22 protein-coding genes are annotated in these 25,460 nt (G+C 61.4%); 6 read left to right on the plus strand and 16 right to left on the minus strand.

Annotation, left to right across the window (positions count from 1 at the left end; genetic code table 11):
- Positions 1-49: 49 nt before the first annotated feature.
- The 12 genes from ACYU0X_RS11095 to ACYU0X_RS11150 all read right to left on the minus strand — a co-directional run bounded on the left by ACYU0X_RS11095 (position 50) and on the right by ACYU0X_RS11150 (position 14,821).
- Positions 50-1,759, minus strand: a complete 1,710-nt coding sequence (locus tag ACYU0X_RS11095) for an LpqB family beta-propeller domain-containing protein (RefSeq protein ID WP_418906970.1) — start codon at positions 1,757-1,759, stop codon at positions 50-52.
- A complete protein-coding gene (gene mtrB, locus ACYU0X_RS11100; RefSeq protein ID WP_418906971.1) occupies positions 1,756-3,486 on the minus strand; it encodes an MtrAB system histidine kinase MtrB in 1,731 nt (576 codons plus the stop codon). Before mtrB ends, ACYU0X_RS11095 begins: the two co-directional genes overlap by 4 nt.
- Before the next feature lie 70 nt (positions 3,487-3,556).
- Positions 3,557-4,231: an MtrAB system response regulator MtrA gene (gene mtrA / locus ACYU0X_RS11105; RefSeq protein ID WP_309406507.1), complete on the minus strand. Its 675-nt coding sequence runs from the start codon at positions 4,229-4,231 to the stop codon at positions 3,557-3,559.
- Between the two features lie 135 nt (positions 4,232-4,366).
- Positions 4,367-5,413: a uroporphyrinogen decarboxylase/cobalamine-independent methonine synthase family protein gene (locus ACYU0X_RS11110; protein ID WP_418906972.1), complete on the minus strand. Its 1,047-nt coding sequence runs from the start codon at positions 5,411-5,413 to the stop codon at positions 4,367-4,369.
- The gene (locus ACYU0X_RS11115) at positions 5,406-5,777 is read right to left on the minus strand and encodes a chorismate mutase (protein ID WP_309406504.1); all 372 of its coding nucleotides are present in this window, start codon (positions 5,775-5,777) and stop codon (positions 5,406-5,408) included. The genes ACYU0X_RS11110 and ACYU0X_RS11115 overlap by 8 nt, the downstream gene beginning before the upstream one ends.
- Positions 5,778-5,853: 76 nt before the next feature.
- Complete coding sequence (locus tag ACYU0X_RS11120) at positions 5,854-7,542, minus strand: dipeptide ABC transporter ATP-binding protein (RefSeq protein ID WP_418906973.1); 1,689 nt, start codon at positions 7,540-7,542, stop codon at positions 5,854-5,856.
- Entirely contained in the window at positions 7,539-8,519 is a 981-nt protein-coding gene (locus tag ACYU0X_RS11125) for an ABC transporter permease (RefSeq protein WP_418906974.1), read from the minus strand. The genes ACYU0X_RS11120 and ACYU0X_RS11125 overlap by 4 nt, the downstream gene beginning before the upstream one ends.
- Positions 8,520-8,521: 2 nt before the next feature.
- A complete protein-coding gene (locus tag ACYU0X_RS11130; protein ID WP_461900710.1) occupies positions 8,522-9,613 on the minus strand; it encodes an ABC transporter permease in 1,092 nt (363 codons plus the stop codon).
- Positions 9,614-9,743: 130 nt separating this feature from the next.
- Positions 9,744-11,378, minus strand: a complete 1,635-nt coding sequence (locus ACYU0X_RS11135) for an ABC transporter substrate-binding protein (protein ID WP_461900711.1) — start codon at positions 11,376-11,378, stop codon at positions 9,744-9,746.
- 252 nt (positions 11,379-11,630) lie between these two features.
- Positions 11,631-12,767 carry a tRNA 2-thiouridine(34) synthase MnmA gene (mnmA, locus tag ACYU0X_RS11140; protein WP_461900713.1) on the minus strand — a complete coding sequence of 379 codons (1,137 nt, stop codon included), beginning with the start codon at positions 12,765-12,767 and terminating at the stop codon, positions 11,631-11,633.
- Positions 12,764-13,999 (minus strand): cysteine desulfurase family protein, encoded by a 1,236-nt coding sequence (locus ACYU0X_RS11145; RefSeq protein WP_461900715.1) that lies wholly within the window; start codon positions 13,997-13,999, stop codon positions 12,764-12,766. Before ACYU0X_RS11145 ends, mnmA begins: the two co-directional genes overlap by 4 nt.
- A gap of 27 nt (positions 14,000-14,026) precedes the next feature.
- The gene (locus tag ACYU0X_RS11150; protein WP_461900717.1) at positions 14,027-14,821 is read right to left on the minus strand and encodes a hypothetical protein; all 795 of its coding nucleotides are present in this window, start codon (positions 14,819-14,821) and stop codon (positions 14,027-14,029) included.
- 117 nt (positions 14,822-14,938) lie between these two features.
- On the opposite strand from ACYU0X_RS11150, the gene folP reads away from it, so the two are divergent.
- From folP to ACYU0X_RS11175, 5 genes are all read left to right on the plus strand, one after another.
- Positions 14,939-15,865, plus strand: a complete 927-nt coding sequence (folP, locus tag ACYU0X_RS11155) for a dihydropteroate synthase (protein WP_461900718.1) — start codon at positions 14,939-14,941, stop codon at positions 15,863-15,865.
- Between the two features lie 11 nt (positions 15,866-15,876).
- Positions 15,877-16,620 (plus strand): dihydrofolate reductase family protein, encoded by a 744-nt coding sequence (locus tag ACYU0X_RS11160; RefSeq protein WP_461900719.1) that lies wholly within the window; start codon positions 15,877-15,879, stop codon positions 16,618-16,620.
- Between the two features lie 129 nt (positions 16,621-16,749).
- Positions 16,750-17,640, plus strand: a complete 891-nt coding sequence (locus tag ACYU0X_RS11165; protein ID WP_461900721.1) for a J domain-containing protein — start codon at positions 16,750-16,752, stop codon at positions 17,638-17,640.
- A 35-nt stretch (positions 17,641-17,675) separates the two neighbouring features.
- Positions 17,676-18,143: a tRNA (cytidine(34)-2'-O)-methyltransferase gene (locus ACYU0X_RS11170; RefSeq protein WP_309406482.1), complete on the plus strand. Its 468-nt coding sequence runs from the start codon at positions 17,676-17,678 to the stop codon at positions 18,141-18,143.
- A gap of 118 nt (positions 18,144-18,261) precedes the next feature.
- The gene (locus ACYU0X_RS11175; RefSeq protein WP_461900723.1) at positions 18,262-18,858 is read left to right on the plus strand and encodes an anti-sigma factor domain-containing protein; all 597 of its coding nucleotides are present in this window, start codon (positions 18,262-18,264) and stop codon (positions 18,856-18,858) included.
- A 79-nt stretch (positions 18,859-18,937) separates the two neighbouring features.
- Here the strand turns inward: ACYU0X_RS11175 and ACYU0X_RS11180 are convergent, their stop codons facing one another.
- The 4 genes from ACYU0X_RS11180 to ACYU0X_RS11195 form a co-directional block, all read right to left on the minus strand.
- Positions 18,938-19,696 carry a PIG-L deacetylase family protein gene (locus ACYU0X_RS11180; protein WP_461900725.1) on the minus strand — a complete coding sequence of 253 codons (759 nt, stop codon included), beginning with the start codon at positions 19,694-19,696 and terminating at the stop codon, positions 18,938-18,940.
- A complete protein-coding gene (locus tag ACYU0X_RS11185; RefSeq protein WP_461900727.1) occupies positions 19,693-20,637 on the minus strand; it encodes an electron transfer flavoprotein subunit alpha/FixB family protein in 945 nt (314 codons plus the stop codon). The genes ACYU0X_RS11180 and ACYU0X_RS11185 overlap by 4 nt, the downstream gene beginning before the upstream one ends.
- Before the next feature lie 14 nt (positions 20,638-20,651).
- Positions 20,652-21,473 carry an electron transfer flavoprotein subunit beta/FixA family protein gene (locus tag ACYU0X_RS11190; protein WP_461900728.1) on the minus strand — a complete coding sequence of 274 codons (822 nt, stop codon included), beginning with the start codon at positions 21,471-21,473 and terminating at the stop codon, positions 20,652-20,654.
- Positions 21,474-21,643: 170 nt separating this feature from the next.
- Positions 21,644-23,164 (minus strand): S1C family serine protease, encoded by a 1,521-nt coding sequence (locus ACYU0X_RS11195; RefSeq protein ID WP_461900730.1) that lies wholly within the window; start codon positions 23,162-23,164, stop codon positions 21,644-21,646.
- Between the two features lie 240 nt (positions 23,165-23,404).
- On the opposite strand from ACYU0X_RS11195, the gene ACYU0X_RS11200 reads away from it, so the two are divergent.
- Positions 23,405-25,414 carry a TPM domain-containing protein gene (locus ACYU0X_RS11200; RefSeq protein WP_461900731.1) on the plus strand — a complete coding sequence of 670 codons (2,010 nt, stop codon included), beginning with the start codon at positions 23,405-23,407 and terminating at the stop codon, positions 25,412-25,414.
- Positions 25,415-25,460 lie beyond the last annotated feature (46 nt).

Here is a 25,460-nt window from a genome sequence, read left to right on the forward strand (position 1 = left end):
GCACCCTGCGCGGCATCCTGCTTACTGTGAATAGCAAGCTGCACAGCGTCTAGCCCGGGTAGGAAATATCTTTCGCGTAGTCATCGAGCTCATGCCAAGAATTGCCCACGCGTGTGAGCAATTTATCGGCGGTCTCCGCATACACCGGACGACGATCGCCTGGACCGGCGGAAATCCCCTTCATTCCCAGCAGATACGAGAAGAGTTCCGAACCGTTCTGAAGTGTGATTTCCTCGGCCTGAACCGACTGATCGCCACTCACTTCGGCCACGATAATCGACGTGTCCGAGGACCACACCGCGGTGTTCACTGGCACCTGAGCGAAGACCTCCATGGGGTTCTCGCTCAGCCCTCGCGGAACACCGTCGGCGTCGCGAATGACGCCTGCGATATACACATGGGTGCTACGCCCCTTGGACAGAACAATCAAAGCACGTGCGCCGTCGCGGGAGATTCGTAACGACTCAATCTTCGAGTCATCTAGCCACGGCACGCTCAGCGGGCGGTACTCCCCCATGGTTTCGATATCCTCGGGAACCACCACCAGTGGCTGCTTTTCCGTGTTATCTGCGGTCCACGTCCACCCGAACGCGTCCATACTCGGACGGACTAGGGACCCACCCGTGGCAGCCAGTCGCAGCTCTCCGACATCACTGACAGACCACAGCTGGGTGCGTTTGCCGTTGAGGAAGGTATAACGGTTACCCACCGGTGACATGGCCGGGTCGCGCGGTGCGTAGGGCGAAAGATCTGGCATTCCGCCCACGGGTATCACCGAACGCCCCTTGACGAAGGCTAGGCTCTGATCGGCCACTGCAATTTGCGTGTCGGGAACACTCGGGTTGATTTGGGCGGCCTCGAAATTTGGTGCAGGGTCCCCCAGATTAACCTCGGTATCGTTCTCCTTCATCGTGACCTGGTTGACCGCGGCCACCGAGTCCAAGGTGACTTCGAGCTGCTGTTGCATCAGCTGACGTGAGAGGTCGGTAGCCTCGGCGAAGGTCTCTTTGTTCAAGTCCACGGTGGCGACCCCATCGCTGACTGGCACGGCCGAGCGCACCAACTGGCTGGCCTGTGAGAACGCAGAGGTTACGGCGTTTTCCAAATACGGTGCTGGTCCATCGAGCATGGCCTCGACCATTGAGGTTGCCGTTCCAGTGCCGGCAGCAAACCAACGAACGTCGGGTACGAGGTACTTGTAACTGCTGTCGTAAAAGTAGATCGAGCGCGGCGAAAAAATACGGGGGAACGTGGAGGCCTCGAGCATAATCCCATCGGGGGCCCGGGAAATACGCCACTGACCTTCGACCTTGGTCAGTTCCACATCGACGGCGCGCGTCGAATGCGGCGGATAAAGGGTTCGCACTCCCTTGGCGTCGACTTCGCCGGTCACCTCGAGCTGGATCGTGTAGGAGTCGGTCACGGCGCCGGCGAGTACCTCGCTCGCCTCATAGATCAAGACCCGCGAATTGCCCTTCCACTTATCCGAGAGTTCTTTGGTCATGAACTCGCGGGCAATCCGGTAGTCTTCCTTGATCGAGGCTCCGGCCTCGATGAATCCCTCGACAATCTGCCGCGGTTCGGCATTCTCCACCGGCCCCACCCCGTCGAAGCGATAGGGCTCTTGCAATTCGGAATCGGTGTTCGACTCAATCTGTCGGATCGCCGAGGATTTCGGGATACTGGCACATCCGCTGAGCATAAGGACGACCATGAGCAGTCCCACGGTCAATCGAACTAAGAACGGCCGTTGCTTCATGCCTGTCCCTCCCCACGGTGTCGGCTCGCTTCGGGGTCGGTCACATCATCGGGCAGATCATCGTCTTCCAATACCAGCGGCGTGTACCCAATCCGGGGCACCTCTCCGGTAAGCGGGAAGGTGTCGGACAGGACCCTTTCAACGCGTTCGGGCACCGCGGGTTCCAGCGGCAACGGTGAGTTCTCGATGGTCTGCTCCCCGGTGAGCGGCAGGGTCAGACGGAACACCGATCCGACGCCGAGCTTCCCCCAAGCTTCCAGTCGACCGTTGTGCAACCTAGTATCTTCCATGGCGATCGAAAGGCCCAGTCCGGAGCCACCGGTGGTCCGTGCCCGAGCAGGATCGGCACGCCAGAAACGGTCAAAGACGTGCGCCGCGGCTTCCTCGCTCATGCCGATACCGTAATCTCGCACGCTAATGGCTACGGCGTCCGCATTTTGCGCGACCGTAATATCAATCGGCTTTCCTTCGCCGTGTTCGACGGCGTTGAGCACGAGGTTTCGAATAATGCGCTCCACGCGGCGAGGGTCGAACTCCGCAACGCAACCATCCGGTGGCGCGTTTAGCCGAAGGAGGGAACCGTACTCGTCGGCGACAGGCGTGGCCGTATCCATCACCTTGCGGGCGATCACGACCAAGTCGGTGGATTCACGATCCAGCACCGCTACTCCGGCATCAAAGCGCGAAACTTCCAGCAGATCGTTGAGCAAGTGTTCAAAGCGTTCAATCTGGTCATACATCAGCTCCGCGGAACGCGCCGTCAACGGGTCGAAGTTCTCGCGGGATTCAAAAATCATCTCGGAAGCCATCCGCACCGTGGTCAACGGGGTCCGCAATTCGTGGGAGACGTCCGAAACGAAACGTTGTTGCATGGCCGAGAGGTTATTGAGCTGAATGATCTGGTCCTGTAGCGACTGGGCCATGTGGTTAAAGGCCGTCCCGAGACGGGCCACTTCATCCTTGCCGGCAACCTTCATACGGCGGTCGAGGTCACCGGCCGCGATGCGCTCGGAAACATAGGCCGCATCGGCGACCGGACGCACCACCGTGCGCGAAACCGACCAAGAAATAAATCCGACGACGAGCAGGAGCACCAGGCCGGTGAAGACCATGGCCCGGTTAATAAACGACAGGGTGTCTTGGACGCTACTGAGGTCATAAACAAGGTAGAGACCGTAGTCCCGGCCCGGCGGAATGAGCACCTTCGTGCCCACAATGATGCCCGGAGTTCGCTCCGCGGCAACACCCAATTCGACCGAACGCCAAAAAATGCCTTGCTGGGCTTGGACGGCTTCGGCGAGGTCTGCGGGCACAACCCGCGAGGTGAGCTGGCCGGAAGCGGTCGGACCGACATAAAGATTCTCGGCTCCCGGCATGGGGACCAGCACGAAGTCGCGCACCACCGTGGCACCGTCGCCTTCCAGGGTTGCCAAGGTGGAGTTGACCAACGACTGTGTGGCAACACGATCCGTGGTTGCCGCTGATTCGAAAATCGAACGCGCCTGAGTGAGGCCGCGCTCCGATTCCTTGGAAATCTGGCTAAAACGCTCGTTGAACAGCGCTGAAGCGATCTGGTTGGACAGAAACGCACCGGCGGCCAGCAGCGCCAAGGTGGTAAAGAGGAGCGTGGAGACCACCGTGCGGTACATCAAGTACCGGTGCCAGCGGTCCTTGGCCATCGCCCACAGGCGCTTGAACCGCAGACGAATGCGACGAATGCGGCTCACGGCCGGTGGAGTTGGGCCAGCCGAGCCCACCGCCACGAGCTCGCTGCCAGCGCTACCAGGTCCAGTCAAATTAGGAACCGGCCTTGTACCCTACACCGCGGATAGTCTGAATAACCTGAGGCTTTTCCGGGTCCATTTCGATTTTGGAACGAAGCCGCTGCACGTGCACGTTCACGAGGCGGGTATCGGCGGCGTGACGGTAGCCCCAGACCGCTTCGAGTAGCTGTTCACGGCTGAAGACCTGCCAAGGCTTGCGAGCCATGGTCACCAACAACTCGAATTCCAGTGGCGTCAGGCCGATTTGCTCATCGCCCCGGGTCACTCGGTGACCGGCTACATCGATAGTGATATCGCCTAGGTGCAGGGTTTCGGCGGCGTGCGTCTCGCCCGGACGCAGACGTGCGCGCACGCGGGCGACCAGTTCGGCTGGCTTGAATGGCTTGGGCACATAATCATCGGCCCCCGATTCAAGACCGCGCACCACATCTGCGGTATCCGACTTCGCGGTGAGCATCACAATTGGCACATCCGATTCGGCGCGGATCTGCTTGCACACCTCGATGCCATCAATCCCCGGAAGCATCAGGTCTAGTAGCACAAGGTCGGGGTTGTGCTCGCGAAAGGCTTCAATGGCGCCCGTGCCTTCATAACAGAACTCAGGAGCGAATCCGTCGTTTTGCAGCACGATGCCGATCATTTCCGACAGCGCTTCATCATCATCGACGACGAGAATTCGTGCTTTCACTCTTCCCCCTGAATACCAATGCACATTGGTGATCGTGCCGTTTTACACCCCACGAGCGGCGATGTCTTTATCTCCTAAGATACATCACGTCACCAACGGTTTTCGATGATCCTTAAGAGGTATTCGGCGCGGCGCTCAGGCATCGACTCGTGTTTGCTCCAGCGCGACAGCCCACTCATTGAGCCGTTCAAGACAGCGCTGCGCGTCGGTCGCCGAGCTCCCTGCAAAGTCACCGATCGGCATTAGTGTCAGAGCGCCCAGGTCCCGGTCGGATAGCCCCAACTGATGCCATGGCCGCAGTAGCTGCTTGACGCCTTCGACCACCCCTGGGTGACGGCCGGTGGGGGCCAGAGCTTGCAGAAAAATCCCGCTGCCCTTTTCGACGAGGGCCGCGACCTTTTCCCATTGCGAGTAATTCATGGTCCGCGAATTCATCACGAACCCATGGGCTCCGGCCTGTTCGAGCAATTCAATGCGCTCGGTCAACTGCGGATCTTCGGCGCGAAGGTTAGCAATCACCCGCACGTCATAACGCTCGGTAATCACCTCGAGGAACTGCGTGTAGCCTTCACGGACCTCGGAACGCGGTATGGACCGAATCGTTCGATAGCCACTGGCGGTAGGCACGCGACCGTCGAGCACCTGATCGAGTACGGGCTCATCGAGTTGCACCGTGAATTTGGTGATTCCGGTGGCCCGCGCCAGACGACCTAAATGCTCTTGAACGCCGTGAGCATACGCTTGGCGGATATCGCGCCGCGCCCCATGGTCGCTAATGGTCTTTTCTCCATTGCCCAAGCTGAGTTCGGCACACAAGGACCAAGTGCCTAGCATGCTGACTTTGAGTTCATCGGTGACTTTAGTTTCAGCGCCCAGGATGTCTGCGAGCAGGTTCTCGTCGCTGCGTAAGGTCGCACGGGCACGCCGGGCATCAATTCCGTCGGACACGCCGACGCGCCACCCATGTGGTTGGAGATCGAAGCCCATATCGGCGAGCATGCTCGCACTTCGGCCAATAGGCTGTGACCAGACACCACGGTCGGGCAGCTGCACCAGCACCCCGAGATTGGGAGCACCAAGTTCACCGCGCACCAGCGGGTAAACCTGTTCCGCGTCCTTAGTTGGATACTGGCAGAAGGAGGTGACGCGCACCTGAGAGGGTGTTGCTTCGCTGTTAGTCATTCTGATGAGTGTCGGAAATGTGTCGATGATGCCGGATAACCTCGGAAATAATGAAGTTCAGCACTTTCTCTGCGAACTCCGGATCAAGGTTGGCACTCTGCGCCAGCTCGCGCAAACGTTCAATTTGGGCCTTTTCGCGATTCGGATCGCTCGGCGGCAACTTGTGGTGCGCCTTCAGATGGCCCACGCGTTGCGTCGCTTTGAACCTTTCGGCAAGCAGATACACCAACTGCGCATCGAAGTTATCGATACTGCCACGGATGGCATACAACTCATCCAATACGCCCTGATCCACCTGGCCTTCGAGAGAGCTGGCGTGCGGGTCGAAGGTCGGAGAATCATCGGTGAAGTTCGGCTCGCTCATAATCGGTAGTCTACGGCCTCTCTCGGCCACAAACGAAGCGGGTGACGCTCCATGAGCGCCACCCGCTTGCGATTATTCAGTCCTGCTGGTTCAGCGACTGAATCAGCGCCCGACGCTGGGCCTGCTCGGCCGGATCCGGCACCGGCAAGGACGCGATCAGGCGGCGGGTGTAGGCGTGGCGCGGATTGCTCAGCACCTGCGAGCCGAGCCCCTCCTCGAGTAGCGAGCCGCGGTAGAGCACACCCACCCAGGTAGACAGCAAGTCCACGACGGCCAGGTCGTGCGAAATGAACAGCGCCGCAAAGCCCAGTTCATCCTGTAGGTCCTTGAAGAGTTCAAGGACCTTGGCCTGCACCGAAACATCCAGCGCGCTGGTTGGTTCGTCGGCGATCAGCAATTTCGGATCCAGCGCCAAGGCACGCCCCAGCGAGGCGCGCTGGCGTTGCCCGCCCGATAATTCATGGGGGTAGCGTTGCGCGAAACCGGCCGGAAGCTGAACCGCCTCGAGAAGCGAAGCAACCTTGGCGCGCATTTCCCGCTCATTCAACGAGGTATGCACACGTAGCGGCTCGGCCACACATTCACCGACGGTCAGGTGTGGGTTGAAGCTCGCGGCCGGATCCTGGAAAACGAATCCGATCTGACGACGCAGCGGCTTGAAGCTTCGTTCCTTGAATTGGGCCATCTCATAGCCCAGCACATTAAGCGACCCGCCGGTCATGTGGTTCAGCCCGGCAATGGTGCGCCCAATGGTGGTCTTGCCGGAACCGGACTCCCCCACCAGGCCGTACACCTCGCCCGCATGGATCTTTAGGCTCACCCCGTCCACCGCGGTGAATCCGGGAGCCCCCAGCCGGCCCGGGAAGTGAATGCGCAGGTCGCGGGCCTCGACCACAACTTCGCCCTGCGCATGCGGACGCTCGCTGAGGCCTTCCGAGGCGCTATTGCGTCCCAAATGTGGGACCGCCGCTAAGAGCGAGCGGGTGTAGTCGTCGCGCGGCTGCCCAAACAATTGCTCGGCCGGGGCCTGTTCGACGATTCTTCCCTGGTTCATGACAATCACACGGTCGGCGATATCGGCCACCACACCCATATTGTGTGTGATGATCACGATCGCGGTGCCCAATTCCTCACGCAGCGTGCGCAACAACTGCAGGATTTCGGCCTGCACGGTCACATCCAGTGCCGTGGTCGGCTCGTCGGCGACAATCAACGCCGGCTTCAATGCCAGCGCGGCGGCGATCACTACGCGCTGTTTTTGCCCGCCGGAGAACTGGTGCGGGTAGTAGTCCACGCGCGATTCGGGGTCGGGGATCCCGACCTGGCGCATGGCCTCAATGGCCTGGGCGCGGGCTTCTTTCTTCGATACCTTGCCGTGGGCGCGGATGCCTTCCATGATCTGCCAACCCACCGTGAAAACCGGGTTGAGCGCGGTCGATGGTTCCTGGAACACCATCGACACGTCACGCCCGCGCGCGGCGCGCAACTCGGCCGCGTCGAGGTGCAACATGTCCTGGCCCTTGAGATATACGGCTCCCTGGGCGGCACCGTTCTCGGCCAGCATGCCAAGGGCGGTACGCGCGGTGACCGACTTACCCGAGCCGGACTCGCCGACGATCGCCAGGATTTCGCCCGGTGCCACGCTGAAATCAACACCGCGCACCGCCGGCACGGCCCCCGAATCGGTGACGAAATCGATGTTGAGGTCTTCAACGGATAGCACCGCCGCAGGCTTGGTCATTTCGGGTGCGTTCACAGCGTTCATTTACTTGCTCCTGCCTGAGAAATGCGCTTGGCCCGGCGGCGGCTGAAACGTCGCAACCGTGGGTCGTTCAGGTCATTCATCGACTCGCCGACGAGGGTCAATCCCAGCACGGTCAGCACAATGGCCAGACCCGGGAAGAGCCCGGTCCACCAAATGCCACTGGTGGCATCGGCCATGGCCCGGTTCAAGTCAAAGCCCCACTCGGAGGCGCTGGTTGGCTCAATGCCGAAGCCGAGGAAGCCCAATCCAGCCAGGGTCAGCAGGGCTTCGGTGGCGTTCAAGGTGAAGATCAGCGGCAACGTACGGGTCGCGTTGCGGAACAAGTGTACGCCCATAATCCGCCACGGGCTGGCACCGATCACCTGCGCCGATTCCACAAACGGCTCGGCCTTCAGGCGCATCACTTCGGCGCGGATGACGCGGAAATACTGTGGCACGAACACGACCGTGATCGATACGGCTGCGGCCATAATGCCTCCGAGCATCCCGGACTGGCCTTGTGAAATCACAATGGACATCACGATCGCCAGCAGCAGCGAGGGGAATGCGTAGATTGCGTCGGCTAATACGACGGCAATCCGGTCGAACCAGCCACCCAAGTACCCTGAGATCAGTCCGAGGAACACGCCGAGGAACAGCGACATGATGACGGCGGCAATAATCACAAGGATCGCGGTGCGGGCACCGAAGATCGTACGTGAGAAGACGTCAAAACCCGAGACCGTGGTCCCCCAAATGAACTTGCCATCCGGTGCGGCCTGACGCGGGAAGTCTCCGCTGGCGTCGGCCGACTGGGCGAAGTCAAAGGGTGCAATCACCGGTGCGAACAGTGCGACCAGCACGAACAAGCCGGCGAGGATGAGCCCGGCGATGAGCATGCCACGTTGCAGACCGGAGGAGATTTTCAGGTGGGAAACGACCGGCAACTTGCCGATCCAGGCGGTGTTGGAGCGCGGTTTCAATTCTGTGATGGTCATGATTAGTACCTGATTCTCGGATCGATCAGCGCGGCCAGGATGTCGACGATGAAGTTGGTAAAGGCCACGATGATGGCCAGCAACACCACGATGCCCTGCACGGCAACGAAGTCACGGGCGGTGAGGTATTCGGCGAGCTTGAAGCCCAACCCCTTCCACTCGAACGTCGTTTCGGTCAGCACCGCACCACCCAGCAGCATCGCAATCTGCATTCCCATCACGGTGATGATGGGAATCAATGCCGGGCGGTAGGCGTGCTTGGTGACCAGCCGGAATTCGGAGACACCGCGCGAGCGTCCGGCCTGGACATATTCTCGTCCTAGGGTGCCGATCGCATTGGTGCGGACCAAGCGAAGGAAGACGCCACCGGTCAATAGGCCCAGGGCAATCGCCGGCAGTGCAGCATGGCGCACCACATCGCTCAAGGCGCTCATATTGCCGCTGCGCAGCGCATCGAGCCAATAGATACCGCTGGGGTTCTGCAATCCGGTCAGCGCCAGTTCGGTCTGCCAGTCGGCGCGCCCGGAGATCGGGAACCAGCCAAGCCACACACCGAAGATCAGCTTCAGCAGGAGTCCTGCGAAGAATACCGGCGTGGCATAGGCCAGGATCGCGAAGACGCGCAACACGGCATCCGGGTAACGGTCACGGAACTTGGCGGCCACCAGACCCAACGGGATACCGATAAGCAGCGCGACAAAAACCGAGTTAATCGCCAGTTCCAAGGTGGCCGCACCGTAGGTGGCCAGCACCTCGGTGACCGCCAAGTTATCGGTCATGGTCCGGCCGAGGTCGCCGCGCACCACCTGGCCGAGGTACTCAAAGTACTGGATGAGGATCGGCCGATCGTAGCCGGCGGCGTGAATGCGTTCGGCGAGCTGATCGGGTGTCAGCCGCCCGCCAAGGGCCGCGGTGATCGGGTCGCCGGTGATCCGCATGAGGAAGAAGACCACCGTGATGAGGATGAAGACGGTGGGAAAAATGAGGAGGAACCTGGTGATCAGGTACCGGGAGAAGCCTCCGCCTTTGGTTTTGGCGGGTTTGGCCGCGGTCGACGGGGCGGGTACGCCGCCGATTTCCGTGGGGGTGCTCATGAATTGGTCCTTCGTTATGTGCTAACTGCGTTGTGTGCTGGAACGGCGCGCATGACAAGGGGACCTGAAACGGCATGATCCCTAGGATCGCCCTCCCGGTCCCCTTGTCGATATGCGTGCGTTTAGCTCATTACTTGCTCAGGACACCCAGGCGGAACTTGAACGATGCATCCAGCGTCGTGTCGACGTTCTGCACGTCCTTACCGGCGATCGCAACCTGCGAACCCTGCAACAGCGGCAGGGTCGAGAGGTCTTCGGCAACCATGCGTTGCAGTTCCTCAATGCTGGCGGTGCGCTCGGCGGCATCGCTCTGGCCACGCTGCTCGGAGATGAGCTTGTCTACCTCGGGGTTGTCATAGCCGTTGGAGAGGAAGTTCTCCTTGGCGAAGAACGGGGACAGGTAGTTATCGGCATCCGAGTAGTCCGGGAACCAGCCCAGCTGGTAGGCCGGGTAGTCGGTGACGCGCTGCTTCTGGTAGGTCACCCATTCGGTCGACTTCAGATCGATCTGGAAGAGCTTGTCAGCCTCGAGCTGCTTCTTCACGGCCGCGTATTCATCACCCGAGTTCGGGCCGTAGTGGTCCGGGTTGTACTGCAGCGCCAGTTTGACCGGGGTCTCGACGCCGGCATCCTCGAGCACCTTCTTCGCCTTGTCGGCGTCCGGCTTGCCGTCGGTGCCGTACATTTCCTTCAGCGGCTCGATCGCCCCGGTGAATCCCTGGGGAACGAAGGAGTAGGCCGGAGTGTAGGTGTCCTTGTAGACGTTGGTGGCGATCGCCTGACGGTCGATCAGGTGCGCGGCGGCCTGACGTACGGCCTTGGCCTTGGCGGCGTCGGCCTCGTCGGTCTTTGCACCGTACGGCATCGAATCGAAGTTGAAGACGATGTAGCGAAGTTCGCCACCTGGGCCCTTGTGGACGGTGAGCTTATCGTCCTTCTCCAGGTCCTCGATGTCGGTCGGCGTCAGGGAGCGCCAGGCAACGTCGATCTTGCCCTGCTGGATTTCCAGCTTCAGGTTGTTCGCATCGGCGTAGTACTTGATCGCGGCGGCGTTGTTGGCCGGAGCCCCCAACACGCCGTTGTAGGCCTCGTTGGCTTTGAACGAGACCAGCGAGTTCTTGCTGTAGGAGTCGATCACGTACTGTCCGCCAAAGGCCTTGGCATCGACGATGGCCTGATCGTCGACGAGCTTGTCGGCCGGGAAGACCTCGTCGTCCACGATCGGACCCACCGGCGAGGTCAGTACCTGCGGGAAGGTCTGGTCGTTAGCGACCTTGAGCTTGAACACGACGGTGGTGGCATCCGGCGCTTCAATGGATTCGACGTTGCCCAGCAAGGAGGAAGGGCCATTTGGATCGGCGATCTTCAGCTGGCGGTCGAAGCTGTGCTTCACATCCTTCGAGTCCAGATCATGGCCATTGGCCCACTTCAGGCCGGGCTTCAGCTTGACGGTGAAATCGGTCGGCGAGGTGAACTCCGCGGACTCGGCCAGATCGTTTGACGGGTCCGGGCTACCGGGCTCGGAGTTCAGCAAGAACGGGAAGACCTGGTTCATCACCATAAATGACCCGTTGTCATAGGAACCGGCGGGATCGAGTGAGGTGACCTTGTCGGTGGTGCCGACGGTGATCGGGGCCCCGGTGCCACCTGGCTCCCCCGATTCTCCTTCGGGGCTTGCAGCAGGGCCGGTGCAGGCGGAAAGCGCTAGGGCGCTGGCGGCCAGCACCACGGCGGCGCGGGAGAGGCGCGAGTAACGTGCAGACATGTGAATCCTTTGTCTAGTGATCTGGATGACCGCGGTGTGTGATGCGGATCATGCCGAACTAAACTATACGATACATCTTTCACATATTCGAAGTGGGTGTTGAACGAACCAACAGCTGCGCGAATTTGCTCTGGTCCGTGGATTCTCGCGCCTTGCCCCGGAGAACTAAGGGCGGACTCGTGGCACGAAAAAGACGGCTCACCACTCCAAAGCGGAGCGGTGAGCCGTCCTCAAAATGGCTACCAGCGCAGCTTAGCCAACCTTGGCCGGGTCCCAAGCAGTTGAACGAGCCGAATCGATAGTCGCCTGGCCGAGCACGCGCGTGCCCTGATAGATCACCATGGTCTGACCCGGGGCGACACCACGCATGCCTTCGGGAAGCCGAGCCACCAGGGTGCTGGGTTCGCCCGGCACCGCTTCGAGATGAGCGCGGGCGTTCACCGGGTCACCATGGGCACGCACCTGTACCATGCACTCGAACTCGGCGCCGGATTCAACTTCGTCGATGGGCAGGCCGGCCCAGGAGATGCGGATGCCACGTAGTTCGTCGACGGTCAGCAGGTCCTCGGGACCAACAATGACCTTGTTGTCCTTCGGACGAATTTCCAGCACGAAGCGAGGCTTGCCATCGGCCGCCGGACGTCCCAGCTTCAGCCCGCGGCGCTGGCCCACGGTGAACGCGTGGGCCCCGGAATGTTCACCGAGTTCGTTACCCTCATGATCAAGGATCTGCCCCGGAGTCATGTCGATACGCTCGGCCAACCAGCCGCGGGTGTCTCCGTCGGGGATAAAGCAGATGTCGTGGCTATCCGGCTTGTTAGCCACGGTCAAACCGCGGGCCTCGGCCTCGGCGCGCACCTCGGCCTTCGAGGGGGTTTCGGCCAGCGGGAACATGCAGTGTTCAAGCTGCTGGTGCGTCAGCACGCCCAGCACATAGGACTGGTCCTTGGCCCAATCGGCGGCACGGTGTAGCTCCGGATTCCCGTCCGCGTCTCGGATCACCTTGGCGTAGTGCCCGGTGCAAACCGCATCGAATCCGAGGGCAAGGGCCTTTTCGAGCAACGCGGCGAACTTGATCTTCTCATTGCAGCGCATGCAAGGGTTAGGGGTACGCCCCGCGGCATACTCGCTGATGAAGTCGTCGACGACGTCTTCCTTGAAACGGTCCGAGAAATCCCACACGTAGAACGGGATCCCCAGTTTGTCGCAGGCGCGCCAGGCGTCATTGGAGTCCTCAATCGTGCAACAACCACGGCTGCCGGTACGCAAGGTACCGGGCATCCGCGAGAGCGCGAGATGGACTCCGACCACGTCGTGGCCGGCTTCCACGGCGCGCGCCGCGGCTACCGCCGAGTCGACTCCGCCGGACATTGCCGCTAGTACCTTCATCGGTTAAATCCTGTTCCTGCTGTGTGTATGCTGCTTTGGTCTGCGGCCATGCCGGCCTTTTTCGCGCGCTGGTAAGCCTCTGGCAGGGCTTTGACCAACGCCTCAATATCTGCGGCGCTCGTCGAATGCCCGAGCGTGAAGCGCTGCACGCTTCGTGCTTGGCGGGCATCTCGCCCCATGGCCAACAGGACGTGCGAGGGCTGTGGCACGCCGGCGGTGCACGCAGAACCGGTCGACGAGGCAATTCCGAGCATGTCCAGCACGAAGAGCAAGGAGTCACCCTCGCACCCGGGGAAACTAAAATGCAAATTCCCCGGCAACCGCTGGGTGCACCCACCGGTGTCGGCCGGGCCATTGAGCGTCGCCTCGGGGATCTGCTCGGTGATGCGTTCGACCGCCATATCTCGCAACGTCACCAGTGTCCGGGAATATTCCTCGAGTCCTTGCCAGGCATCGTGTGCCGCCGCCGCAAAGCCGGCTGCAGCCACGGCGTTCATGGTGCCCGAACGCATTTTGCGTTCGTGTCCCCCACCATGCTGAACCGGCGTGAGCGTGACATCGCGCCGCACGAGCAAAGCGCCAATACCGACCGGTCCCCCGATCTTGTGGGCGCTGACCGCCAAGGTTGCGGCGCCACTGGCGGCGAAATCCACCGGGATGGCTCCGTAGGCCTGCACCGCATCGGTGTGCACGGGTACTCCGTGCGCCGCGGCCAATGCCGCGAATTCGGCGACCGGTTGAATCGTGCCGACTTCGTTATTAGCCCACATGAGGGTGGCCAAGGCCAGCTCGTCGGCATGCTGCTCGAGTAGCTGGGCTGCGGCAGATACATCCAGTCGACCTTCCCGGTCCACCGGCATCCACACTAATTCGGCGCCCTCGTGACTCTCGAGCCACTCGGCGGTATCGAGAATTGCATGGTGTTCGATGCCGGAAATCAGGATCTTTCGGCGGGCCGGGTCGGCATCTCGCCGAGACCAGTACAAGCCCTTGAGCGCCAAGTTATCGGATTCGGTGCCTCCGGAGGTGAAGATGACCTCGGAAGGGTGGGCCGAGAGCGTTTGCGCGATGGCCGTCCGGGCTTCATCCACGACGCGGTGGGCGCGACGACCTGCACCGTGCAACGACGACGGGTTGCCGGTGTGCGCATATTCCTCGAGCATGGCGGCCTGAGCCACGGGGTTCAGCGTGGTGGTCGCGGCATGGTCGAGATAGACCGCTGAATTATTCATCTATTCCATGGTACGAGCTGGCCGCGCTTAGGCTGAATGGCCAATGCGTGTGAGTTCGCCGACCTCTAGGGTCTCGAGCCGGTCATCTGCGCAGAGCGCCTCGATCAACGCGGCGCTGCCTCCCACGATGGTCGAGTCATCGTAGGGTTCGGTGCTCAGCAACCAGGAGCGATCGGTCGGAAACACGAGCGAGGGGTGTTGCTTCTGCGCCCCTGCCGCGGTGGTGGCCCACTGTGGAGCCGCTAGGAACTCATGATCGGCGTCAAAAAGCAGATAGTTTCGGTATCCGCCGGGAAGTTCCAGGCGTGGGGCTCGGAGCACCTCGTCGGAAAAGCCCGGACGACGGGCCTCGGCGAGCGCCGCCGCATGATCCTCTGCGTCCGCTCCGCTCTCGGCCGCGGATTCGATGTCGATCCGTTCCCCGCCTTCGATAAAGGCGTATCCGGCCCATAACCCAAGGATCAGTCGCTCCTGCGCGGTGGCCGCACCGAGGTGGGCGGAGAGCGCCTGCCACTGCTCCGTGGCAAGCTCTTCCCCCGGCAGGTCGCTGTCTACCCAGGAATTCTCATCGAGCGGAAGCCCTCGTTCGTCGAGTCGCGCTACGTCCTCAAATAGGCTCGTGGCTTGCAATGTTTCCCCCGTCGCCCGTGCGACCTCAGCCCAACGGTGGCTGCGGCCCTCCTCGTCGAGTGCCGGGTGCAAAATGCGCACGTATCGTTCATAGCCTGCCGGTACCTGAGCGGCCACAGTCGCCGGTTGCGCCCGCTGGCAGGCGGTGGCGATCCATTGGCCGTGTTGTGCCGCTACATGTGTGAATTCCATGCGGTTAAGCCTAACGAGTGTGACTGGCAGACACGCCCTGAGCGTCGGCCGGGTGATATGAATGAATCAGGCGGTCCGTAGTGGGCAGGCCGATCAACTAATCGAGGAGTACGCTGCGTGTACCTGCCCCAGCTGAAGGTCAACGAACACCATTTTGGGCATCGAAGCATCGATTTCTCGCGCCGAATCGCCGTGATGGCAGTGGTCAACCGCACACCAGACTCCTTTTACGACGCCGGCTCCACCTTTGGGCTAGAACCTGCGGTGCAAGCCGCCATGCGGGCTGTCGCGGCCGGCGCCGACTGGGTGGACATCGGGGGTGTGCCTTTCTCCCCAGGCCCAGAACTGCCATGGCAGGAGGAAGCCGAACGCATCGTCCCGGTGATCGCGGCCGTACGAGAACGTAGCGACGTGATTATCTCGGCGGATACCTTCCACCCGAAGGTCGCCGAAGCTGCGATCAAGGCCGGAGCCGACGTCATCAACGACACCACCGGTCTGGCCTACCCGGAGCTGGCCGAGGTGGTCGCCGAGCACAAGGTGCATCTGGTCCTGACCCATTCGCTGGCCAGCCCGCGCACCATTTATCCGCGGCCCCAGTACACGGACGTGATCGGCGAGGTGCGTGATTTCCTCGCCGCCCGGGCGGACACCGCGTTGCACGCCGGCATCGGTCCCGACAAGATCATCGTCGACCCGGGGCACGATCTGAACAAGAACACCAAACACACCTTGGAGATCACCGGCCGGTTCGAGGCCATCGCCGAGCTTGGCTATCCCGCGCTGGCGGCCGTGTCGAATAAGGACTTCATCGGCGAAACCCTGGACCTGCCCAAGGAGCAACGTCTGGTGGGCTCCATGGTGGCCGCCACCCTGTGCATCACCGGCGGGGCCCGGATTATTCGGATGCATAACGTCCCCGAATCGGTGCAGACCGTGCGCCTGATCGAAGCCTCCATGGGCTGGCGGGAACCGGTCTATCAGGTTCACAATATGTCCGACGTCAATCCCCCGGCTCATCCCGAACGACACGCCATTCAGTAAGGAGTACGACCGTGCGTCAGCTGCTACCAACGCCCATCGACGACCCGACCGACGACCAAATATTGCAGGCTTACGCCGCCGCGGCGCGACCCTTCGTACGCTTTAATTTCGTTTCCAGCCTCGATGGCAGCGCGCAGCTCGAGGGGCGCTCGGCAGCCTTGGGTAGCGCCGCCGATCGTCGGGCCTTCGCGTTACAGCGCCGCCTAGCCGACGTGATTCTGGTCGGTGCCGGCACCGTACATGCCGAAGGATACAGTGGCCCGCTGGTCTCGGAGGAGGATCAGCAGTGGCGCCGGGACCACGGGCGAAGTGCCCACCCGGTCTTGGCGATCGTCTCGCGTTCCCTGTCGATCGAGCCGGATGCCGAGGTGCTACGGGAAAGTCCGGCCGAGGTGCTGCTCTTTACCACCGCCGCACCCGACGCGGCCCAGCGGGCGGCCTACCCGGAACATGTGCAGATTTGCCGGGTGCCGGAATCCGGTGGCGGTTGCGATCCCGAGGCCATCGTCCAGCAGCTAGCGGATCGCGGCTTGGGGTTTATTCATGCCGAGGGCGGGCCGCGCATTTTCGGGCAATTTTCGGCGGCAAATCAAGTCGATTCGCTCTGCCTCAGTTTCTCTCCCCGGATAGTTGCCGGCGACGGGGCACGCATCGCCAATGATCCGCGCGAGGCAGTTCACGAGATGCAATTGAACGCACTCTTCGAAGAGGATTCAATGCTCGTGGCTGACTACCGCCGACGTGAGGTGCGCTGAGCGAGAACACCGCCACCGTCTCGGGAGCCAGTGCCCGTAAACTGGTGACACTGCCCCGGCTTGCGTGCCGCGCACATCTTCGTGCCTCCGGCGCCTAGGCTCAATCGCCCGAGAGGAACTCTGCACTCCATGAGCACGCCAAGTCCCTACGAGATCCTCGGCGTCTCGCGCACGGCAACGCTCGCCGAAATCAAGGTCGCCTACCGTAAGGCCGCGCGCTCGGCGCATCCCGACCTCGGTGGCAGTGCGGAACAGTTCAAGTTGGTGCAGCACGCCTATCAGGTGCTCTCGGATGAACATGCCCGCGAAAGCTTTGATCGGTCCTACGGGGCCTCGCAACGCTATCCGGGCCATCAGCCCACCGAGTCCTACGACGACCGGTTGCGCGGCAACCCAGCCCAACCCAAGGCCAGCCTGCCCATCGACTTTGTGCCCCCGCTCGGCGAGCCCTTTAGCGAACTGTCGGTGGAGGCATCTAAACAGCGGGTCCACGGGGTACCGCGTAAACGCGGGCTCTTCACCTCACGCGCACGGCTGGAGCGCGAGGCGGCCGTCGCCAAGATCATCAGCAATAACGTGCTCTCCGTCTTGCCGGCCGCCCGCCTGGTCAACGGGCTCCATGCCCCAGGGCGGGAGTTCTACGATCACGTGGTCGTGGCCGGGTACCGGATGGCGGTCATTAACTCGATGACGGTGCCCGAAGGCTATTATCACTTCGACGGCCAGATATTGCGTCACGGCACCAAGATGACCCAACCGCCGAAAATTGACGCAACGGGCTTACAGCACGCGTTCATGGAAATGAACGTGGCTTCCTTCACCGTGGTGCTCTCCTCGAACCGGAATGTCCACGAGCCGGTCATCGAGTATGCCCGCAACGCCGAACCCGCCGTGGCCGCGACGAGCGTCGTAAATGCCGCATCGCTGGTGCGGGAGCTGAAGCTATTCCTCGGCTCGGGTCCGATGCCAAATGTGGTGGATCGCTCGAGCCTGGCTCGCCTGCTCGGCGGCATGTACTGACCCGTAGGCGGCGTTCGAAGTAATAAACTGTCAACGTGTTTCGAATTCTGTTTAATGCTCCCGAGATCCCAGGCAATACCGGCAACGCCATCCGTCTGGCGGCCATAACCGGCGCCGAACTGCATTTGGCCAAACCCCTGGGCTTCGACTTCGAGGATTCGAAGCTTCGCCGTGCAGGCCTCGACTACCACGATCTGGCGAACGTGACGATCCATGAGAACCTCGATGCGGCTTTGGAAGCCCTCGGCGAGGGACGTGTGTTTGCCTACACTTCGGAGGGCTCCACGTTGTACACCGACATCAGCTACGAGCCCAGCGATATCCTGCTCTTCGGTAAGGAATCGGAGGGGCTCACCGCCGAGGAAAAGCTGCATCCGCGCATTACCGAGCTGGTGAAGCTACCGATGTTACCGGCACGCCGTTCACTGAACCTGGCCAACTGCGCCTCAATCGTGAATTTTGAAGCTTGGCGACAGCATGGCTTCGAAGGCGCGCCCATCTGATCGGCACCTGCGACACAGCTTTACCCAATCTTTATAAAGTAGGCTCTACAGTAATCCGACCCTGCGTTGGCGTCGGAGAGAGCCTGACTCACCTTAACCCTCGGGAGAAACCAAGAACATGAACGGTAGCTACAACCAGCACCGCGATGAGACTCCGGACGACGATCTGGGTCTGGACCTTGTTGACGAGGTCGCCCAAACCTCACGGGCCGCCAAGCCACGCAAGGCCAAGCGTCTTGTGATCGGCGTTGTCGTCGCAATCTTGGTCGTCGTGGTTGCACTAGTTGGATACTCCCTCTTAAACAAGGGGCCCAACCCCAACTCGGTGGCCGACGCTAAGGACGCCGTCACCGTGAGCGAAAACCTTGCCAATGGCGGTGCCGTGAGCGTATCGACCTCGGAGAAGAAGGACGCCCTGGCCGTCCAGCTGCAGGGCTTGCCCGAGCTCGATGAGTCCGAAACTTATGTGGTGTGGGCGATTACCGAGGACGGCGCGGTGAACGCGATCCTATCGAGCCAGCAGTCCGAGAGCAGCGGAAGCTACTCCCCGCTGAAGTCGCTTATCGCGGTCAACGTCACCCGCGAGACCGGCAACATCCCCTCGGCTCCTTCGGGCGATAGCCTCGAGGCCTCGGTGAACCTCCCGCTGGATCCGGCGCAGCAAGAGTCGCAAGAAGAGAGCCCGGCACCGGCTGAACAGGGCGCCAACGAATAGTCCGACGGCGTCACGTCGACAAAGAAGGAGGGAACGAACCAGCCGGTTCGTTCCCTCCTTCTTTTAGCTCTGCTGCCGGCTAGAAACCAGCAATGGTGTCGTCCGCGTTGACCGCTACCGCGTGGAATGCCTCGGCATAGTCTCCGTTCAGACTCCCACGCCGCGCGTTCTGGCGACACTGCTGCTCGACGAAACGTTCCATGGCTGCCACGTCGGGGTGCTGGGTGAAGTGCGCCCGCAGTGCCGTCATTTTCGACTCGAAATGCTCGGTCATGTCGACAAAGGCATTCTCACGTTCCGCCGGAGCACCATAGAGCCACAACCACGGCACCTTATAGGCTGCGAGGGACTCCTCGCTGAGCAGTTCGGGGTAGGAGAAAGGGTTCTCCACTGCCGGGTAAATCGCCCGGGTGACCGCCTCGCCACAGGCCAAGTGGTCCGGATGCGAACGCTGAATCCGATCCCAGTTCCGTTCCGGATGCATCGCCATGACAATATCCGGGCGAACCTGACGGATCAGACGCACAACCTTGCCGATCACCTCATAGGTGGGAGCCAGGAATCCATCGCGCTCCCCCATGAAATGCACGTGGCTCACGCCCACCGCCTGCGCCGCCTGACGCTGTTCAGCGTGGCGCAACGCCGTGATTTCCTCGGGCGTGCGCGCATCGAACCCACCGGCGTCGCCGTCGGTCATGATGCAGTACTGCACCTCGGCCCCGGCGCTTGTCAGTTTCGCGATGGTACCGGCCGCGCCAAAGTCCAGATCATCTGGATGCGCGCCAAAAGCCAAGACCCGTCGTATCGAACCGTCAACGAATGGTTGGGTGTCGATCATGCCTGACGGCGCCGGATTTCTTCGGCAGCCTGCGGCAAGACCTTGGCCAAGTCGCCCACGATTCCAAGATCAGCAATCTCGAAGACCGGCGCGTCGGCGTCCTTGTTGACCGCAACGATCACCTTGCTGGTCTGCATGCCAGCCTTCTGCTGGATGGCACCGGAAATACCGGCGGAGATGTACAGCTGCGGAGACACGGTCACACCGGTTTGGCCCACCTGGGCGTCGTGCGAAATCCATCCGGCATCCGTCGCAGCGCGCGAGGCGCCCACGGCAGCACCCAAGGCATCCGCGAGGTCCTCCACGGGCGAGAAGTCACCGTTAACGCCGCGGCCACCGGCCACAACGACGCGAGCTTCGTTCAACGCCGGGCGAGTCGAGACCGGCTTGGGTTCCGCTCCAAGCACGCGCACCTGCGGCGCGTCCACCTCGGCCAACGGCAGGCCGACAACCTCTGGCGTGGAGGCAGCCTCGGACGGCGCGTCGTCAACGCTATTGGGCTTCAGTGCCACCAGAGCCGGCTGGCTAGCGACCTTGACCTGAGCACCATAGCTGCCGGCCAGTTCGTCCTTACTGATCAGCAAGTCGGCGCTCACGTCCGTTGCGTCGGTGACGATGCCTGCCTCGCGGCGCACCGCTACACGAGCCGCGACTTCGCGCGAGAGCGGATCATTGCCGGTGAGCACCAGCTCGGGCTGCCCGGCGGCGATGGCCGCGTCAAGCAGCTCCACCAGGGGTTGCGCAAAAATTTCGGGATCCACGGCGGCGGTGTAGACCGTCGCAACCCCGTAGCGTCCCAATTCGGCACGGAGCGACTCGGAAGCGTCACCGGGCACGGCCACCAGGGTCTGCTCAAAGCGGGCGCTCAAGCTCAGTAGCTCTCGTTGGGCCTTGCCTAGGTTTTCTGCGGTTTCGGTGAGAAAGACCAATGCAGTAGTCATGTGCGAATGTTCCCCTAGATCAGTTTCTGAGCGGCCAAGAAATCAACGAGTGCGATCCCGGCCTCGCCGGAATCGGTGATCACGGTTCCGGCTTCACGCGCCGGGTGGGCTTCGGCCTGCACCACGGTGCTGCGCGAGCCTTCAGGACCCACGGCGGCAGCATCCAAGGCGAGGTCAGCAACGGACAACTCGGTGGTGGACTTCTTCTTAGCCGCCATAATGCCCTTGAAGTTCGGATAGCGCGGCTCGTTTGCCTGGTCGGTCACCGACAACACGGCCGGCAATGAGGCCGACAACCGCAATCGCTGCGTAGCCGAGTCGCGGCTGATCACCAGGGCATTGGTCGCCTGGTCGAATTCAACCGACGACGCCTGGGTCAGCTGGGCCCAGCCGAGGCGTTCGGCCAACTGTGCTGGCACCACGGAAGTCTCGGCGTCGGTGGACGACATTCCCGTCACGACCAGGTCGACGTCGCCAATCTTCTCGATGAGCGCCGCAAGTGCTTTCGAAGTAGCCAGCACATCGGAGCCCGCCAACGCCTCATCATTCAGGTGCACCCCGGAGGTCGCCCCCATTTGCAGTGCCTTCTTCACCGCGCCCGAAGCATTCGATCCGCCCATGGTTGCGGCGATAACTTCGTGTCCGGCAGCCGCTCCACCGTGGGCTTCAATGATCGCCAAGGCCGCCTCGATGGCGTACTCGTCGAGTTCCGACAGAGTGGATTCGCCGCGCTCAATACGCAGGGTCTGCGCTTCGATATGCCGATCGAACTGCACATCGGGAACGTGCTTGACCAGAACCACGATTTTTAGCGCGTTGCTATTGTCCTCGCTCATTCTCACCTTTCAAGAAAAAGATGGGCTGTGCCCATGGTGGATGTCACCTTCGTTATGTGTATCGTATCGAGCGCGGCACGATCCATGCCTGATTTGGCCCTCCAACGTGAGAAGTGACGCAGTGCGACAGAACTTCGCACCGCGCCACTTCATCCTGGGCGTAATATTCCTTAGTTCTCTAGCGTTCCCAAGGTGGCCGTGACGGTCTTTGACTCCCCGTTACGTCGGTAGGTGATTTCGGCGGTTCCGCCACCTTGCACCTCGCGGATCGCCGCGGTGAGCGACGACGAGTCTTGGATGGCTCGATCGTTGACGGCGGTGATCACATCTCCGCTGCGCAAGCCGGCTTTCTCGGCGCCGGAGCCCTTGCTCACCTCGCGAATGAGCGCGCCGACGCTGAACTGGGAGCTACGGCTGGCATCCCCAGCGGCTTGTGGCGAGACGGTCGCACCAAGCAGACCATGGGTGGCCTTGCCGTTGGCGATGAGCTCCTGGGAAATACGCTTGGCATAGTCCGAAGGAATCGCGAAGCCGACGCCGATGGACCCGGAGTCCTCTCCCCCGCCGGAACCGGCCGAAGCAATGGCAACGTTCACACCGATAACCTCGCCCTTGGCGTTGACCAGGGCACCACCGGAATTACCGTGGTTGATGGCGGCGTCGGTCTGGATGACGTTGATGTAGATCGATCCCGCCCGCGACGGCGACTGCTGCTCTTGACCCGGGAATTGGAAATTGAATTCGCTGCCACCGTCATTGCCGGATTCGGACTGTTTCGGCACGGCCGAGGATGCTACCGAAATCGTGCGATTCGTCGTGGAAATGATGCCGTCGGTCACCGTTCCGCTCAGTCCCAGAGGTGCACCGATGGCCACGGCTGTGTCGCCGACGTTCAAGGACGAAGAACTTCCCAGCGTGGCCGGAACAAGATTGGAAGCTTCAATCTTGATGACGGCGAGATCCGAGAGTGGGTCGGTACCGACAAGTTTCGCCTGGTGCACGCTTCCGTCGTTGAGTTGTACGGTCAACTCTGGATCGGCCGCAGCACCGCCGAGCGTTACAACGTGCGTATTAGTCAGAATGTGGCCCTGATTATCCAAGATCACGCCGGACCCGGAACCACTTGAGCCGCTCCCGGTGGATTGAATCGTCACGACGCTCGGGGCGGCTTTCGCTGCCGCTGCGGTAACCTGCGTAACCGACTCCGGATTATTGATAACTACCCCTGGTTGCGCACCATCGGCACCGGCCGCGGGCGACTGGTTCGAGTTCAGGAAATAGCTCGTTGCGGCAGCCGATCCGCCACCAACGAGAGCGGCCGCAATCATGCCCGCAAGCAACGTCGAACCGCTGAAGGTCTTTTTCTTGGTGCTCTTGCGCGGTGCTGGAGGAAAATTCAGCGGCGGCTGCTCTGATCCTGCGTAAGGATTATGTCCGTACTCATTGCCCTGCGGTGCCGAGGCCGCGTAGAGATGCTCGTTGTGCATCGACTGCGTGGCCGGAGCCTGCGGTGGTGTCGCCTGCGACGGCTCGGAGTCCTCGACTCGCGGGTAGCTCACGGTCGGCTGCGCATCTGAGGAAGAAACCGGCATTGCCGCCGTCGGCTCGGAATTAGGGACCGACTCGTCGTGGCGTCCCGGTTCTGGCTGCTCGTTGGAAGTGTCGCGTGGATCGTTAGGTGACTGACTCATAGTGCTACGCCCCTCGTCGAATGGTCGATGTCTTGGTACCTATTATTCAACCCGCAACTGTGGCATGCGACGGCGCCAACTTTGCGAAACCTGTGAGTCGGCTCCAATGCCGCAGATTTAAGCATGGACGGGCACTCACCGCCGAAATAGAATCGTGCTGTGCGCGGAATTCGCCTAACAAATCGGCTTTGACTGTAGGCTGACCATAAGGCCACATCAGTACATTGAATGAGGATCACCATGAGTTCCACAGCTCGGCGTTGGCTTGTCAGCGCAGCTGCAGCAGTATCCCTGTCGATTGGTAGCGCCCTTCCGGCGCTTGCCGAGCCTCCGGTCACCATTCCACCAGGCGAGTTCGTTATCGACCATGCTTCGGCTCTGGGTTCCAAGAAGCAAGAGCTCGAAGAAGATATTGCCAAGCTTCGCGAAGACGTAGGCGTCAGCCTTTTCGTCGTATTCGTCGATAACTTCAGCGACCCGCAAAATCCGGACGACTGGGCTTCCCAAGTCGCTACTCAAAAGGGACTCGGAGCCAGCGACGTAATTCTTACCGTCGCTACCGAGCAGCGACAGGCACGTTTCTTCGCCGCAAACGGTTCCAAACTACAAGCAACCACACAAACCCTCTACCAGAAGGAAATCGCCCCAAAACTATCGGCGCAAGACTGGGATGGGGCGGTCGAAGAAGCCATTAAAGGGTTGGACCGGGCCGAAGGCGGTGGGTCCTCGAGTGGTTCATGGATTTGGATCATCGTCCTTGCCGGCGGTGGCGCTGTTGCCTACTACTTCTTCTCTCGCCGTAAGAAACCGGCGTTGGCACCCGTAGGGGCCCCGGGTCGCCCCGGATCCCCGGAACCTCAAGAACCACCGGTGCCACTGGACGAGTTGCGTCTGAAGGCAGACCGGCTTCTCGTGGCCGCCGATGATGCTATCCGCACGTCTGTCCAGGACGTGGGCTTTGCCGAAGCGCAGTACGGGCAGGACGCCGTCAAGGTGTTCAACGACGCCATCGCCGAAGCACGTCAACATATGAGTGCATCTTTTAAACTCCAGCAACAGCTCGATGACCACATTCCGGATACGGAAGAGGACCAGCGGAAGTGGCTTGGCGAGATCATTGAGCGGTGTGGGTTGGTCAATGAGACGTTGCAGAAGCATGCCGATTCATTCAAGAACCTGCGGCACGTCGAAGAACAAGCCGAGCAACTTATACCGAAGGTTGCCGACGAGCAGAAGCCTCTACGTGAACGGCTTGCCACCGCCACAAGTAAGTTGGGGCAGTTGACCGACAGTTACGATGCCAGTGCGACCAGTCAGGTACGTGACAACCTCGAGCAGGCGACTGCCCGCTTGGATGTGGCAGATACGGCGTTGAGGGAAGCCAGCGAGGCCCTAAAGCAGGATCGCTCCAAGGCTGCCCTGCTAATCCAGAATGCTGAAGACGCTCAAGATCAGGCCGAGGTGCTATTCGGCGCTATCGATAAGTTGGCGAATAATCTTGAACAAGCGCGCACCGATCTTGAACAGAGCGTTGCCCTTGCTGCACGTGACCTAGCGCAAGCCAAGGCCCTGATCGCCAACAACACCCAACCTCAGCTGGCCGGCCCTGTTGCCCGTGTGGAGCAGGCGCTCTCGCAGGTCCAGCAGCAGTTACGTACCAAGAACAACCCGATGCAGTTGCAGGCCGATCTCAGCGAAGCCTGCGAACCGTTGTCCGTTGAGCTCGAACGCCTCCGGGATGCGGCAGAGCAATCGCGCGCCGCGCGTGAACAGCTTGAGGGACTATTGCATACGGCGCAGTCCCGAATTGAAGGTACCGACGACTACATTCGTGCCCGCCGCGGCGGCGTGCGCTCATCGGCACGCACGCGGCTAGCCGAAGCGCAACGCAACTACGACGAGGCCCGCTCCTTGGCCAGCTCTGACCCATCGCGGGCGGTATCCGCTGCTAAGCGAGCCATCCAACTGGCTGAACAGGCTGCACGCATGGCCGAAAGCGACGTCGATCACTTCGGTGGTGGCCATGGCCGACGCGGCGGAGGCGGCGTTTTCGATGGCGTCGGTGGCGCCGTCCTCGGCGGCATCCTGATTGATTCCATTCTCCGTGGTGGCCATGGTCATGGGCACGATTCCGGCGGCGGCTTCTTTGGCGGCGGCGGAGACGGTGGAGGTTTTGGTGGCTTCGGCGGCGGGGGCGGTGGCTTCGGCGGTGGAGGCGGAGGGTTTGATGGAGGTGGCGGAAGCTTCTAGTCATCTCCTGGCACCTAGGCACATCCAATTGCACGCAGGCTCAGAT

The sequence above is a fragment of the Glutamicibacter sp. X7 genome, from assembly GCF_054889245.1.

What these genes read in the sequence shown, in the direction of transcription:
- ACYU0X_RS11095 (WP_418906970.1), bottom strand. Translation starts at nt 1,759, where the DNA reads ATGAAGCAACGGCCGTTCTTAGTTCGATTGACCGTGGGACTGCTCATG.
- ACYU0X_RS11110 (WP_418906972.1), bottom strand. Translation starts at nt 5,413, where the DNA reads ATGACTAACAGCGAAGCAACACCCTCTCAGGTGCGCGTCACCTCCTTC.
- ACYU0X_RS11115 (WP_309406504.1), bottom strand. Translation starts at nt 5,777, where the DNA reads ATGAGCGAGCCGAACTTCACCGATGATTCTCCGACCTTCGACCCGCAC.
- ACYU0X_RS11120 (WP_418906973.1), bottom strand. Translation starts at nt 7,542, where the DNA reads ATGAACGCTGTGAACGCACCCGAAATGACCAAGCCTGCGGCGGTGCTA.
- ACYU0X_RS11125 (WP_418906974.1), bottom strand. Translation starts at nt 8,519, where the DNA reads ATGACCATCACAGAATTGAAACCGCGCTCCAACACCGCCTGGATCGGC.
- ACYU0X_RS11130 (WP_461900710.1), bottom strand. Translation starts at nt 9,613, where the DNA reads ATGAGCACCCCCACGGAAATCGGCGGCGTACCCGCCCCGTCGACCGCG.
- ACYU0X_RS11135 (WP_461900711.1), bottom strand. Translation starts at nt 11,378, where the DNA reads ATGTCTGCACGTTACTCGCGCCTCTCCCGCGCCGCCGTGGTGCTGGCC.
- mnmA (WP_461900713.1), bottom strand. Translation starts at nt 12,767, where the DNA reads ATGAAGGTACTAGCGGCAATGTCCGGCGGAGTCGACTCGGCGGTAGCC.
- ACYU0X_RS11145 (WP_461900715.1), bottom strand. Translation starts at nt 13,999, where the DNA reads ATGAATAATTCAGCGGTCTATCTCGACCATGCCGCGACCACCACGCTG.
- ACYU0X_RS11150 (WP_461900717.1), bottom strand. Translation starts at nt 14,821, where the DNA reads ATGGAATTCACACATGTAGCGGCACAACACGGCCAATGGATCGCCACC.
- ACYU0X_RS11165 (WP_461900721.1), top strand. Translation starts at nt 16,750, where the DNA reads ATGAGCACGCCAAGTCCCTACGAGATCCTCGGCGTCTCGCGCACGGCA.
- ACYU0X_RS11175 (WP_461900723.1), top strand. Translation starts at nt 18,262, where the DNA reads ATGAACGGTAGCTACAACCAGCACCGCGATGAGACTCCGGACGACGAT.
- ACYU0X_RS11180 (WP_461900725.1), bottom strand. Translation starts at nt 19,696, where the DNA reads ATGATCGACACCCAACCATTCGTTGACGGTTCGATACGACGGGTCTTG.
- ACYU0X_RS11185 (WP_461900727.1), bottom strand. Translation starts at nt 20,637, where the DNA reads ATGACTACTGCATTGGTCTTTCTCACCGAAACCGCAGAAAACCTAGGC.
- ACYU0X_RS11190 (WP_461900728.1), bottom strand. Translation starts at nt 21,473, where the DNA reads ATGAGCGAGGACAATAGCAACGCGCTAAAAATCGTGGTTCTGGTCAAG.
- ACYU0X_RS11195 (WP_461900730.1), bottom strand. Translation starts at nt 23,164, where the DNA reads ATGAGTCAGTCACCTAACGATCCACGCGACACTTCCAACGAGCAGCCA.
- ACYU0X_RS11200 (WP_461900731.1), top strand. Translation starts at nt 23,405, where the DNA reads ATGAGTTCCACAGCTCGGCGTTGGCTTGTCAGCGCAGCTGCAGCAGTA.